Below are 12,859 nucleotides of genomic sequence, written 5' to 3'. Positions count from 1 at the left end.
CCGAGGGCGGCCCGTGTCAGGCCACCGCGGTCTGCGGCGCGACGACAGCCGGGCCGCACCGTGTCACGAGGTCGTCCATCGACAGGCCCAGCGTGCGGGCGAGGGCGGCGATCGTGAAGAAGGCCGGGGTGGGGGCACGGCCGGTCTCGATCTTCCGGAGGGTCTCCGCGGAGATGCCCGCGCCGGCGGCGATCTCCGCCATGCTGCGACCGCCACGGGCATCGCGCAGCAACCGGCCGAGCCGCTCGCCGCGTTCGCGCTCTTCGGGGGTCAGAGGGGTGCGCACCATGACCCCATTCTAATACCGACCCCCTCCGGTGGACCGGTATTAGAATTGGGCGCCTAGCGGTATAGTAATTGGCATGGTGGAACTGAAGACGGACGAGTCGATCGAGGCGATGTACGAGGCGGGGCAGGTCGTGGGCCAGGCGCTCACAGCCGTGCGGGACGCGGCCGACGTGGGGGTCTCCCTGCTCGACCTGGACGAGCTGGCCCACGAGGTGCTGCGGAAGGCGGGTGCCACCTCACCCTTCCTGGGCTACCACCCCTCGTTCGCGCCCACCCCGTTCCCCGCGGTGCTCTGCGCCTCCGTGAACGACGCGATCGTGCACGGCATCCCCACGGCGTACCGGCTGCGGGACGGGGACCTCGTCTCCCTCGACTTCGGCGCGCAACTGGGCGGCTGGGCCGGGGACTCGGCGATCAGCTTCGTGGTGGGCACCCCGCGCACGGCCGACCTCCGGCTCGTCGAGACGGCCGAACGCGCCCTCGCGGCGGGCATCGGGGCGGCCGTCGTCGGCAACCGCATCGGTGACATCGCGCACGCGATCGGCACGGTGTGCCGGGCCGCCGGGTACGGCATCCCCGACGGGTTCGGCGGACACGGCATCGGGCGCAGGATGCACGAGGATCCGGGGGTGCCGAACGAGGGGCGCCCCGGGCGGGGCATGAAGCTGCGGCACGGGATGGTTTTGGCGATCGAGCCGATGCTGATCGGCGGTGGGACGGACGGATATCACGCGGCCCCGGACGGCTGGACGTTGCGCACGAACGACGGCTCCCGCGCGGCGCACGTGGAGCACACGGTGGCCATCACGGAGGCGGGGCCGCGGGTGCTGACGTCGCGGGCGGCGTTCGAGCGGGGCTGAGCTTTGGCGGGTTGTTCGAGTGCGGGTGGGTGGGGGTTGCTCGCGCAGTTCCCCGCGCCCCTGAAAAGCAGGGGCTGCGCCCCGTGCTTTCCAGGCCCGCAGGGCCTGGGCCTTTAGGGGCGCGGGGAACTGCGCGAGAAGCCCCACGCACCCGCACCCGCCGACGAACCCCGCACCCACCCCCACCCCCGGCGACAAACGTGTATCCCCCCGCCACGCGGGAACCCGGCGGCGAATGAACAGCGGATTCCCGGGGCCGCAGGGCTACGGTCCGGACCCCTTCACTGAGTTCTTCGCCCGTTTCTTCGGCGGCCCACGCCCGCAGCGGATCGAGATCGGCCGGCTGATGAGCGGCCAGGCCCGCCAACTCGTGGCCGACGCGGCGGCGTACGCCGCGCGGCACGGCAGCACCGACCTGGACACCCAGCACCTGCTGCGCGCCGCGCTGACCGCCGAGCCGACCCGAAGTCTGGTGGCCCGCGCGGGCGCCGACCCCGACGCGCTGGCCGGCGCGATCGACGAGCGGTCGGGCCCGGAGCGGCACAAGCCGGGCCAGGGCCCGGCGCCCGCGTCGCTCGCGCTGACCCCGGCGGTCAAGCGCGCGCTGCTGGACGCGCACGAGCTGGCCCGGGTCACCGGCTCCGGCCACATCGGCCCCGAACACGTCCTCAGCGCCCTCGCCGCCAACCCGGACTCGGCCGCCGGACACATCCTCGGCGCCGCGCACCTGTCGGCCGGCGCGCTGCCCCCGGACGCGGCGGACCCGTCGGCGCCGACCCCGCCCGTCGGGATCCCCCTGTCCGGATACCCGCGCTCCGACCTGCCGCGCCGTACCGGCACCGCCACCCCGACCCTCGACAAGTACGGCCGCGACCTGACCGACCTCGCCCTCCAGGGCCGTATCGACCCGGTCATCGGCCGGGAGGCAGAGATAGAGCAGACCGTCGAGGTGCTCTCCCGGCGCGGCAAGAACAACCCGGTACTGATCGGTGAGGCGGGCGTCGGCAAGACCGCGATCGTGGAAGGGCTGGCCCAGCGCATCGCCGACGGCGAGGTGCCCGATGTGCTGGCCGGGCGCCGCGTGGTCGCCCTGGACCTGTCCGGCGTGGTCGCCGGGACCCGTTACCGGGGCGACTTCGAGGAGCGGCTCACCGGCATCATCGACGAGATCCGCGCGCACTCCGCCGAACTAGTCGTCTTCATCGACGAGTTGCACACCGTCGTGGGCGCCGGCTCGGGCGAGGGCAGCGCGATGGACGCCGGCGACATCCTCAAGCCGGCCCTGGCGCGCGGCGAGCTGAACATCGTCGGGGCGACGACGCTGGAGGAGTACCGGCGGATCGAGCGCGACGCGGCGCTGGCCCGCCGGTTCCAGCCGGTGCTGGTCCCCGAGCCGGACAGCGGTGACGCCCTGGAGATCCTGCGGGGGCTGCGCGACCGGTACGAGGCCCACCACCAGGTCCGCTACACCGACGAGGCGCTGGTGGCCGCCGTGGAGCTGTCCGACCGGTATCTCACCGACCGCAGGCTGCCCGACAAGGCCATCGACCTGATGGACCAGGCCGGGGCCCGGGTCCGGCTGCGGGCCCGCACGAAGGGCACGGACGTACGGGCCCTGGAGCGGGAGATCGAGCAGCTGACCCGGGACAAGGACCAGGCGGTCACGGGTGAGCGGTACGAGCAGGCGACGCGGTTGCGGGACCGGATCGGAGAGCTGCGAGAGCGGATCGACGCGGGGCGCGACGAGACGCGGGCCGACGACGGGCAGAGCCTGGAGATCGGTCCCGAGGACATCGCCGAGGTCGTCTCCCGGCAGACCGGCATCCCCGTCAGCAGCCTCACCCAGGAGGAGCGGGAACGACTGCTGGGCCTCGCGGCGCGGCTGCGTCGGCGGATCGTCGGACAGGACGAGGCGGTGGACGTGGTGGCGGACGCCGTGCTGCGGTCGCGCGCCGGACTCGCCAGTCCCGAACGGCCGATCGGCAGCTTCCTGTTCCTGGGCCCGACCGGCGTCGGCAAGACCGAGCTGGCCCGCGCGCTCGCGGAGGCCCTCTTCGGCAGCGAGGACCGGATGGTGCGGCTCGACATGAGCGAGTACCAGGAACGGCACACGGTCAGCCGACTGGTCGGCGCCCCGCCCGGCTACGTCGGGCACGAGGAGGCGGGTCAGCTGACCGAGACCGTACGACGCCACCCGTATTCGCTGCTGTTGCTGGACGAGGTGGAGAAGGCCCACCCGGACGTCTTCAACCTGCTGCTCCAGGTCCTCGACGACGGCCGGCTCACCGACGCGCAGGGCCGCACGGTCGACTTCACCAACGCCGTGATCGTGATGACGAGCAACCTGGGCTCGGACGCCATCGGCCGGGGCGGGGCCGGGCTGGGTTTCTCGGCGGGCGGCGCCGAGGCGGACGAGGAGGATCGGCGGGAGCGGATCCTGCGGCCGCTGCGGGAGCACTTCCGGCCCGAGTTCCTCAACCGCATCGACGAGATCGTCGTCTTCCGCCGGCTCGGCGACGACCAACTGCGGCGGATCACCGATCTGTTGCTGGAGGGGACACGGCAGCGGCTGCGCGCGCGGGGCGTCACGATCGAGTTCGGTGAGCGGGCCGTCGACCATCTCGCCCGCCACGGCCACCAGCCCGAGTACGGCGCCCGGCCGCTGCGCCGCACGATCCAGCGGGAGGTCGACAACCCGCTGTCCCGGCTGCTGCTCGACGGGCGCCTGCCGTCCGGCAGCCGGGTGGTGGCGGAGGTGGAGGACGGGCGGCTGGCGTTCCGTACGACACCGCCGCCCGTCTCCGGGAGCGCTACCGGAGGCGCTACCGGGAGCCTTACCTGACGGGGTGCACGACCATCGCCGCGCCGCCCCCGCGTCGTACGGTCTCGGCGGCGGCCAGCCACTTGCCGTTCGGCAGACGCTGGACGGCGGTGGCGGCGCCGATCTCCGGGTTCTGCCGGAAGCCGTGCCCGATGGCTTCGAGCCGGGCCTTCAACGGGCTGTTCCACAGGCCCGGTTCGAGTTCGGTGGTGGTCTGGTTGCGCTGACTGGCGCGCGGCGCGGCGATCGCGTCGACCAGCGGCAGGCCCCGGTCGAGGAAGCCGGTCAGGGTCTGCAGCACGGTCGTGATGATGGTCGCGCCGCCGGGTGAGCCGAGCGCCACCACGGGCTTGCCGTGCTGGTCGAGCACGATCGTCGGGGACATCGACGAGCGCGGCCGCTTGCCCGGTCCCGGCAGGTTGGGGTCGTGCACGGCCGGGTTGGCCGGGGTGAAGGAGAAGTCCGTCAGCTCGTTGTTGAGCAGGAAGCCACGGCCCGGCACGGTGATGCCGCTGCCGCCGGTCTGCTCGATGGTGAGGGTGTAGGAGACGACGTTGCCCCACTTGTCGGCGACCGTGAGATGGGTCGTGCTGTCGCCCTCGTACGTCGTCGGCGCCGCCGTGCCGCCGGTCGCGCAGGGCGCCGGGTTGCGCGGGTCGCCCGGTGCGACGGGGCTGGTGAGGACCGCGTCGTCCTTGATCAGGCACTCACGGGAGTCGGCGAAGCGCTGCGAGAGCAGTCCCTTCGTCGGTACGTCCTCGAAGGCGGGGTCGCCGACCCAGCGGCCCCGGTCGGCGAACGCGATGCGGCTCGCCTCGATGGAGCGGTGCAGGTACTGGACGTCGCTCGCCTTCGTGAGGTCGGTCCGCTCCAGGATGTTGAGCGCCTCGGCGACCGTGGTGCCGCCGGAGGAGGAGGGTGCCATCCCGTAGACGTCGAGGCCGCGGTACGACGCCTTGGTGGGGGCCTGGCGCTTGGTGCGGTACCGGGCGAGGTCGGCCGCCGTCAGGTCGCCGGGCCGGGCGTTGTATCCCGAAGCCGGGTCCACCGGCGGCTTGTTGACCGTGTCGACGATGTCCCGGGCGATCCCGCCCCGGTAGAGCGTGCCCACTCCCTTGCGGCCCAACTCGGCGTAGGTGCGCGCCAGATCGGGGTTCTTCAGGGTCGTGCCGACCACCGGCAGCCGGCCGCCGGGGAGGTAGAGGTCGACCGTGGCCGGGAAGTTGCGGAACCGGGCCTCGTTGGAGGCGGTCTGCGCGCGGAAGGTCTCGTCGACCACGAACCCGTCGCGGGCGAGCTTCTCGGCGGGCTTCAGCAGCTTGGCGAGGGGCTTGCTGCCCCAGCTCTTCAGCGCGGTCTGCCAGGTGGCGGGGGTGCCGGGGGTGCCGACGCTCAGCCCGCTGGTGACGGCCTCCGCGAACGGAATCGGCTGCCCGTTCTCCAGGAAGAGGCCCTCGTCGGCACTCAGCGGCGCGGTCTCGCGGCCGTCGACGGTGTGCACCGTACGGGACTTGGCGTCGTAGTAGACGAAGTAGCCGCCTCCGCCGATGCCCGCCGAGTAGGGCTCGGTGACGCCGAGCGCGGCGGCCGTGGCGACCGCGGCGTCCACCGCGTTGCCGCCCTTGCGGAGCACCTCGATGCCGGCGGCGGAGGCGTCCGGGTCGACGCTGGAGACGGCGCCGCCGTAGCCGACGGCGACCGGGCTCTTCGTGGGGGTGTCCGTCGCGGCGGAGGTCGGCGGGGCCGCCCCCACCGACACCACGGCGGACGTCGCCGCCAGTACAGCCAGTTTCCGCGCGACAGGGCGACGCAGACGCATCCGTACCTCCAGTCAAGGACCGTCCGCGCAGACTAACGCGGTTGCCATGGTCCCGTCAGGAGGCACTCCGGGGCTCCGAACCGGACATGGATTCGAGCACTGTTCGACGGCGCCCGCTACCATGCGCGGCCATGAATGACGACGTGCGCAATATCGTCCTCGGCGTGATCGCGGCCGGGCTCAGTGCCTCGCTGGGCTGGTTCTTCCGGACGTACCTGTGGAAGCGGAAGCTGCGGCGGAAGCAGGCGTTCTTCGGGCTGCCGGAGAACTCCGAGTCCCTGCTGGTGGTCAACCGTGATCCGTCCAGCGCGGACCTGGCGGTCCACCGCTTCGACGTGTTCGCGCTGCTGGAGCTCTCCGCACTGATCAAGGACTGTGGCGCGCACGCGCAGATGATCACGCAGGAGGCCGTGCGGCAGGGCTTCGGCGAGCGCACCGAGTTCTGCGTGGGAGGACCCGGGTCCAATCGCCGGATGGCCGCCCACATAGCGGCCATGCTGCCCGGCATCCGCTTCAACACCGACCCCGAACCCGGCCCCGACCGGGCCGCCTTCGAGATCGGCAGCGAGCGCTACCGCCTGGAGGCCGGTGTCACCGAGCACGTGATCCTGGCCCGGATCACCACCGGCCAGCCGGACCAGGCCCGGCCCGTGTTCCTCTTCTGCGGTCAGCGGGCCATCACCAATCAGGCCGCCACCCGTTATCTCGCCCGCAACCACGAGCGCCTGCACCGCAAGTACGGCACCGGCACCTTCGTGCTCCTGCTGAAGGTCGTCAACTCCCAGGCGTACGGCGCCGACGTGGTCGAACTCGTCGCGGACGTCACCCGCGCGGCTCAGGCCCCGGCCCCAACCCCGACCGCTCCCGCCCAGATCTCACACCGCGCCTCGTAGTCCCCGGCCGAACAGTCCACACGGTCCACGGCCGAACCGTCCACAACCGAACAGTCCACCGTCGAACGTTACCGTCACGTAACTTACCGGGGAGTTACTTCCGGTAAGGATGTCCGGTTACCGTCGGGTCACTTTGCACTTACACGAGTGAGGAGCGACCCGTGAGACACCCGCACGGCACCACATCGCGTACGACCAGGGCGCTGCGGACGAGCGCCGTGGGCGCCGTCTCGGCCACCCTGGTCGCCGGCACGGCCCTCGGCCTGGCCCCCGCCGCCCAGGCGGCGTCAGGTGCCACCGCCGCCCCCACGACCCGCTTCGTCGACATCAAGGGCGAGGGCGGGACCGTCCTCAAGGCCAACGTGGTCGCCCCGGCCGACGCCTCCCGCACGTACCCGCTCCTGGTCCTGCCCACGAGCTGGGGCCTGCCCCAGGTCGAGTACCTGGCCCAGGCGCGGAAACTGGCCGAGGCCGGTTATGTCGTGGTCAGCTACAACGTGCGCGGCTTCTGGGAGTCCGGCGGATACATAGAGGTCGCGGGGCCACCCGACACGGCCGACGCCTCCAAGGTGATCGACTGGGCCCTCGCCAACACCCCGGCCGACGCGGCGCACATCGGCATGGCGGGGCTGTCGTACGGGGCGGGCATCAGTCTGCTCACCGCCGCGCACGACAAGCGCGTCAAGGCGGTCGCCGCGCTGAGCGGCTGGGCGGACCTGATCGACTCGATCTACGGCGGCCGCACCCAGCACCTCCAGGCCGCCGCTCTGCTGGACGGCGCGGGACGGGTCACCGGCCGTCAGGGCCCCGAACTCCAGCAGATCTTCGAGAACTTCTACGCCTCGAACCTGGCCAAGGAGGCAGACATGATCGCCTGGGGGAAGAAACGTTCCCCCGAGACCTACCTCGACCAGCTCAACACCCACGGCACGGCCGTCATGCTCGCCAACGCCTGGGGCGACTCGATCTTCCCGCCCAACCAGTACGCCGACTTCTACGAGAAGCTCACCGGCCCCAAGCGGCTCCAGCTGCGCCCCGGTGACCACGCCACGACGGAGGTCACCGGCCTGTTCGGGCTGCCCAACGACGTGTGGACGGACACCCGGCGCTGGTTCGACCGCTATCTGAAGGGCACCGCCAACGGCATCGACCGCGAGCAGCCCGTCCAGCTCAAGTCCCGTACGGGCGGCGCCTTCGAGGGCTACCCGGACTGGAAGTCGGTCACCGCCACCCGGAAGAAGATCGCCCTGGCGAGCGGCACCACGATCCGCGCGAACGTCGACTCGGGCGCGAACGGCGGGGTCGTCTTCCTCTCCAGCATCCTGGACCAGGTGGCCCAACTCCCGCCCGTGGCCTCGATACCGCTGCTGCCGCGCCGCTGGGCGGCCGTCTGGCAGTCGGAGAAGTACCCGACGGCGCAGGCCGTGCGCGGCACCGCGAAGCTGCACACCACGGTGACGGCCACCAAGGAGAGCGGCACCCTCGTCGCCTACCTGTACGACGTGGGCCCGCTCGGCCTCGGCAAGCTGGTCAGCCACGCGCCGTACACCTTCCACGGCCAGACGCCCGGCAAGCCGTTCGGCGTGGACCTGGAGTTGCTCTCCACTGCCTACGACGTTCCGGCGGGCCACCGTCTCGCCCTGGTCGTCGACACGGTCGACCCGCTCTACATCGAGCACAACCCGACCGGCGCGCAGCTGACCTTCTCCTCGCCGCCGAACGACCCGTCGTACGTGTCGATCCCGCTGCGCGAGCAGTGATCTCCGGCTGCCGCCGGGCGGGCCTGGCCCCTGGCTGCTGCGCGCCCGGCAGCAGCGTCCCTGTTCGGCCGGGGGTGGCGTCCACGGCCTCGCTCACCCCAAGTGGATGAACCGCTCATCGTAGTCGAGGCCCGCGCCCGGTCCAGCGCCGGTGTCAGTGCTTGAGGATCTTGGAGAGAAAGTCCTTGGCGCGGTCGCTCTCCGGGTTCGTGAAGAAAGCGTCCGGAGCGCGGTCCTCGACGATGCGGCCGTCCGCCATGAAGACGACACGGTTGGCGGCGGAACGGGCGAAACCCATCTCGTGGGTGACGACGACCATGGTCATGCCCTCGCGCGCCAACTGCTGCATCACTTCGAGGACTTCGTTGATCATCTCCGGGTCGAGGGCCGAGGTGGGCTCGTCGAACAGGATGACCTTGGGGTCCATGGCGAGGGCGCGGGCGATGGCCACCCGCTGCTGCTGGCCGCCGGAGAGCTGGGCCGGGTACTTCGGCGCCTGGTCGGCGAGACCGACCCGGTCCAGGAGTTCAAGGGAGCGTCGGTCGGCGTCGTCCTTCTTCCGTTTGCGGACCTTGATCTGACCGAGCGACACGTTCTGCAGCACGGTCTTGTGCGCGAAGAGGTTGAAGGACTGGAAGACCATGCCCACGTCCGCGCGGAGCGCCGCGAGGGCCTTGCCCTCGCTCGGCAGCGGCTGCCCGTCGATCCGGATCACGCCGGAGCGGATGGGTTCCAGCCGGTTGATCGCCCGGCACAGCGTCGATTTCCCCGACCCCGACGGGCCGATGACGACGACCACCTCCCCCTTGCCGACGGTGAGATCGATGTCCTGGAGGACATGCAGCTCGCCGAAGTACTTGTTCACGTCGTGCATCTCGATCAGCGGTTCGCCCGCCATGCCCAGCCCGCCCTACTCGCCCTCGACCGTGTGGTGTCGCCGGTGCCGCAAACTATCCGGACCGAGGGGACCTCAGGACGCGACACGCACTCGCGGGGATTAGCCGTATTGTCGGGAAGCGACCGCGTCGAGGAGTGCGCGCCGGGTCCTCACTGCTCGGCGACCTCGGCGTAGAGCTGGGAGAGTTCCGGTGCGCCGCTGGCGGCCCACGCCTGGCCGGCCTCGACCACGTCGATCTCACGGCCGGAGTCCAGCCGCACCACGGGCTGGCCGTTGGGCCAGATCTCCCAGCGGGCGCCCGGGACGGTCCGCACGACGACCGTGCCCAGGTAGAGCCCCGCGTCGTTCCCGAGCCAGGCCGCGGTCTCCTCGTCGTCGCGCCAGCGCGGGACGAGCTGGTCGATCGCCTCCAACGAGGCGGCGGAGTCGTCGAGTTCGACGCCGGCCAGGGCGGCCTGGGCGCGCAGCAGTTCGCATTCGGAGAGGAGTTCGGCGAGTCCCTCGTGGCCGTCGTCGTCACCGTCGCCCCCGGTGAACACCGCGACCCCGAACGCGGGGTCACGCCTCTTGCGCCAGTTGCCCAGGAAAGAGATGTTCATGCGCTCAGCGTGTCATCCGCCTCACCCTTCGCACCACAGGCGCGCGGAAACCGCTTGTTCGCCGGGAGTTCGGCCGTGGTTCCCGCCTGCCTCATTGACGGGTCCCTGACGCCTCTTTAGCTTCATGGCACACCTGTCGTCACGGCGGCGCATGCGGTCATGACACATCCGTCCGTCCTGACTCAACCGTCGTCATCACACATCCGTCGTCTCGTCGTTGTACCGGTGCCGTGCCGCATCCGTCGGCATCGTCGCCCTCGTGGTGTCCAGCGAGCAGAAGGGATCGCGCGTGCGCCGACGCGTCTGGAGAACGGCCGTCGTCCTGGCACTTCTGGCGGCGGTCGCACCCGTCGCCACCGCTCGGGCCGACGCGCGCCCGGCAGCCGAACCGGCGCCGCTGGAACGCCTCTTCGACAACAGGGCCGTCAGCGAGGACGCGCGGCCCACCGAGGCCGACTTCGACGGCTCCGGCGCCTCCCTCTCCGCCACCGACCTGACGGCTGCCGGATGGACGCCCGGGCGCACGCTGACCGTTCAGGGCGCGCGCCTGACCTTGCCGCCCCGTGCGGCGGGCGAGCCCGACAACGTCCGCGCCGCCGGCCAGTCGGTACGGGTACGGGGCCGGGGCGACGCCCTCGCCTTCCTGGTCGCCGGCACGGGCGGCGCCGACGCGACCGGCGGCGGGGAGGTCCGCTACCGGAACGGGACCCGCTCGTCGTACCGGCTGGCCGCCCCCGACTGGCGTACCGGCCCGCTCGCCACCAAGGCCGTGGCCCTCCCCCATGTGAACACCCCGGGTGGTCAACTCACCGAGAAGGCACGGCTGTACGTCGTCACCGTGCCGCTCGTGCGGAGTCGTGAGGTCGCCTCGGTGACCCTGCCGCGCAACCGCGACCTGCATGTGTTCGCCCTGGCGGTGCGCCCCGACCCGGCGGCGTGGAGCGGCAGTTGGGCCGCCTCCACCTCCGGCTACCCGGCCGTCGGCCCGTGGACGGACCGGACCCTGCGGCTCGTGGTCCACACCTCGGTGGGCGGGCCCCGGGTGCGCATCCGGCTCGACAACACCTTCGCCTCGGCGCCGGTACGGGTGGGCAGCGCGACGGTGGCGCTGCGGGCGACGGGCGCGAGCGCCCGGAGTGCGCCGGTGCCCCTGTCGTTCCGGGGCGCGGCCGGCACCGACATCCCGGCGGGCGCGCAGGCGTTCAGTGATCCGCTGGGCTTCGAGGTGCCGCCCGGCACGGACCTGCTGGTGAGCTTCCACCTGCCCGGCACGGTGACGGCCGCCCCCGTGCACCGGCTGGCCCGGCAGACGTCGTACGTCAGCGAGCCGGGCGACCACGCGGCGGACGGCTCGGGTGCGGCGTACACCTCCACGATCTCGACCTGGCCGCTGCTGACCGGGGTGGACGTGGGCGGCGGGCCGGGATCGGTCGTGCTGCTCGGGGACTCGATCACCGACGGGGAGGCGACGACGGTCGACGCGAACCGGCGGTGGCCGGACGTCCTGGCCCGGCGGCTGCTGAGCCAGGACGAGGTCCCGCACTACGGCGTCCTCAACCAGGGGATCTCGGCGAACCGGGTGGTCGCCGACCGCTACCCCGGTGACGGTGTCTCCACCGACACGGGCGGCGTGAGTGCCCTGCACCGCTTCGACCGCGATGTCCTCGCCCAGACCTCCGCCCGTACGGTCGTCGTCTTCCAGGGCGTCAACGACGTGCGCTGGGGTGCGACGGCGGGCGAGGTCGTCGCCGGGCTGCGGGAGATCGCGGCCCGGGGGCACGAACGGGGCCTGCGCGTGCTCGTGGCGACCGTGGCGCCCTGTGAGGGCGAGGCGCGCTGCACGGCCGCCGTCGACGCCCAGCGGGTCGCGGTGAACGAGTGGATCCGGGGCGGTGAGGCGGGCGAGGTGTTCGACGGGGTCCTCGACTTCGACGAGGTGCTGCGTGACCCGGCGCGTCCGGCCAGGCTGCTGCCCGCGTACGACACCGGGGACCACCTGCACCCGAACGAGGCGGGGCTGGCGGCACTCGCCGACTCGGTCGACCTCGGCCTGCTGTGACGGTCCGCGCGGCCAAGGGGCGGTTCGGCGGTCCGGTGCGAGGCCGCCGGACCGGCCCCGTGCTCAGACCTCCAGGTCCACCACGACCGGCGCGTGGTCGGAGGCGCCCTTGCCCTTGCGCTCCTCCCGGTCGACGTACGCGTCGGTGACCGCCTTGGCGAACGGCTCGTTGCCGTAGACGAGGTCGATGCGCATGCCCCGGTTCTTCGGGAAGCAGAGCTGGCGGTAGTCCCAGTACGTGAAGGGGTGCTCGTACTTGAGGGGCCGGGGGACGACGTCGGTCAGGCCCGCCTCGCGGAGGGAGGCCAGGGCGGCGCGCTCGGCGGGGGTGACGTGGGTGAGGCCCTCGAAGGCGGCGACGTCGTACACGTCGTCGTCGGTCGGCGCCACGTTGTAGTCGCCCATGACGGCGAAGGGGCGGCTGCCGGCCGCGTCACCGGCGACGGCGGCCTTGAGGGCCTCGAACCACTGGAGCTTGTACGCGTAGTGCGGGTGGTCGACCTCGCGGCCGTTCGGCACGTACACCGACCAGACGCGGACCGGGCCGCAGGTCGCGGAGATCGCGCGGGGCTCCACGGAGCCGTCGTAGCCGGGGTCGCCGGGCAGGCCCTTGACGACGTCCTCGATGCCGACGCGGGAGATCACCGCCACGCCGTTCCACCGCCCCGTGGCGTGCACGGCGGCCTCGTAGCCCGCCTCGCGCAGGGCGTCGAGCGGGAAGCCGTCCTCGGCGATCTTGGCCTCCTGGAGGCAGAGCACGTCGGTGCCGCTGCTCTCCAGCCAGGCGAGGAGCCTCGGGAGGCGGGCGGTGATCGAGTTCACGTTCCAGGTCGCGATGCGCATGCCCCACAACCTACCGGGC

General features: G+C 72.1%; 10 protein-coding genes. 5 read left to right on the top strand and 5 right to left on the bottom strand.

The features are described 5' to 3' along the window. Window positions 1-16: 16 nt before the first annotated feature. The gene (locus tag L3078_RS37335; protein ID WP_239758421.1) at window positions 17-289 is read right to left on the bottom strand and encodes a helix-turn-helix domain-containing protein; all 273 of its coding nucleotides are present in this window, start codon (window positions 287-289) and stop codon (window positions 17-19) included. Between the two features lie 73 nt (window positions 290-362). Between L3078_RS37335 and map the strand changes: the two genes are divergently transcribed. Together map and L3078_RS37325 are read left to right on the top strand one after the other, a co-directional pair. Continuing rightward, window positions 363-1,148, top strand: coding sequence for a type I methionyl aminopeptidase (gene map / locus L3078_RS37330; protein WP_239758420.1), 786 nt, complete (start codon window positions 363-365; stop codon window positions 1,146-1,148). Window positions 1,149-1,383: 235 nt separating this feature from the next. Continuing rightward, on the top strand, window positions 1,384-3,990 hold the full coding sequence (locus L3078_RS37325; RefSeq protein ID WP_239758419.1) for an ATP-dependent Clp protease ATP-binding subunit: 2,607 nt from the start codon (window positions 1,384-1,386) through the stop codon (window positions 3,988-3,990). On the opposite strand, the gene ggt is transcribed toward L3078_RS37325, so the two are convergent. Next, window positions 3,983-5,788, bottom strand: a complete 1,806-nt coding sequence (ggt, locus tag L3078_RS37320) for a gamma-glutamyltransferase (RefSeq protein ID WP_239758418.1) — start codon at window positions 5,786-5,788, stop codon at window positions 3,983-3,985. The two genes, L3078_RS37325 and ggt, sit on opposite strands and share 8 nt — an antisense overlap. 131 nt (window positions 5,789-5,919) lie before the next feature. Here ggt and L3078_RS37315 point away from each other — a divergent pair, with 131 nt between their 5' ends. Both L3078_RS37315 and L3078_RS37310 read left to right on the top strand, forming a co-directional pair. After that, complete coding sequence (locus tag L3078_RS37315) at window positions 5,920-6,681, top strand: hypothetical protein (protein ID WP_239758417.1); 762 nt, start codon at window positions 5,920-5,922, stop codon at window positions 6,679-6,681. Window positions 6,682-6,842: 161 nt separating this feature from the next. Beyond that, on the top strand, window positions 6,843-8,441 hold the full coding sequence (locus L3078_RS37310; protein WP_239758416.1) for an alpha/beta fold hydrolase: 1,599 nt from the start codon (window positions 6,843-6,845) through the stop codon (window positions 8,439-8,441). A gap of 154 nt (window positions 8,442-8,595) precedes the next feature. Here the strand turns inward: L3078_RS37310 and L3078_RS37305 are convergent, their stop codons facing one another. Then, window positions 8,596-9,339 (bottom strand): amino acid ABC transporter ATP-binding protein, encoded by a 744-nt coding sequence (locus L3078_RS37305; protein ID WP_239758415.1) that lies wholly within the window; start codon window positions 9,337-9,339, stop codon window positions 8,596-8,598. 149 nt (window positions 9,340-9,488) lie between these two features. Then, window positions 9,489-9,938, bottom strand: a complete 450-nt coding sequence (locus L3078_RS37300) for a DUF6278 family protein (protein ID WP_239758414.1) — start codon at window positions 9,936-9,938, stop codon at window positions 9,489-9,491. Window positions 9,939-10,227: 289 nt separating this feature from the next. Between L3078_RS37300 and L3078_RS37295 the strand changes: the two genes are divergently transcribed. Further along, the gene (locus tag L3078_RS37295) at window positions 10,228-11,997 is read left to right on the top strand and encodes an SGNH/GDSL hydrolase family protein (RefSeq protein ID WP_239758413.1); all 1,770 of its coding nucleotides are present in this window, start codon (window positions 10,228-10,230) and stop codon (window positions 11,995-11,997) included. Window positions 11,998-12,060: 63 nt separating this feature from the next. On the opposite strand, the gene L3078_RS37290 is transcribed toward L3078_RS37295, so the two are convergent. Beyond that, on the bottom strand, window positions 12,061-12,840 hold the full coding sequence (locus tag L3078_RS37290; RefSeq protein ID WP_215450480.1) for an exodeoxyribonuclease III: 780 nt from the start codon (window positions 12,838-12,840) through the stop codon (window positions 12,061-12,063). Between the last annotated feature and the right edge of the window lie 19 nt (window positions 12,841-12,859).

Source organism: Streptomyces deccanensis (assembly GCF_022385335.1).
GTDB lineage: Bacteria > Actinomycetota > Actinomycetes > Streptomycetales > Streptomycetaceae > Streptomyces > Streptomyces deccanensis.
This window is presented reverse-complemented; position numbering and strand designations above follow the sequence as displayed.

What these genes read in the sequence shown, in the direction of transcription:
- L3078_RS37335 (WP_239758421.1), bottom strand. Translation starts at nt 289, where the DNA reads ATGGTGCGCACCCCTCTGACCCCCGAAGAGCGCGAACGCGGCGAGCGG.
- L3078_RS37300 (WP_239758414.1), bottom strand. Translation starts at nt 9,938, where the DNA reads ATGAACATCTCTTTCCTGGGCAACTGGCGCAAGAGGCGTGACCCCGCG.
- L3078_RS37325 (WP_239758419.1), top strand. Translation starts at nt 1,384, where the DNA reads ATGAACAGCGGATTCCCGGGGCCGCAGGGCTACGGTCCGGACCCCTTC.
- L3078_RS37305 (WP_239758415.1), bottom strand. Translation starts at nt 9,339, where the DNA reads ATGGCGGGCGAACCGCTGATCGAGATGCACGACGTGAACAAGTACTTC.
- L3078_RS37315 (WP_239758417.1), top strand. Translation starts at nt 5,920, where the DNA reads ATGAATGACGACGTGCGCAATATCGTCCTCGGCGTGATCGCGGCCGGG.
- ggt (WP_239758418.1), bottom strand. Translation starts at nt 5,788, where the DNA reads ATGCGTCTGCGTCGCCCTGTCGCGCGGAAACTGGCTGTACTGGCGGCG.
- map (WP_239758420.1), top strand. Translation starts at nt 363, where the DNA reads ATGGTGGAACTGAAGACGGACGAGTCGATCGAGGCGATGTACGAGGCG.
- L3078_RS37290 (WP_215450480.1), bottom strand. Translation starts at nt 12,840, where the DNA reads ATGCGCATCGCGACCTGGAACGTGAACTCGATCACCGCCCGCCTCCCG.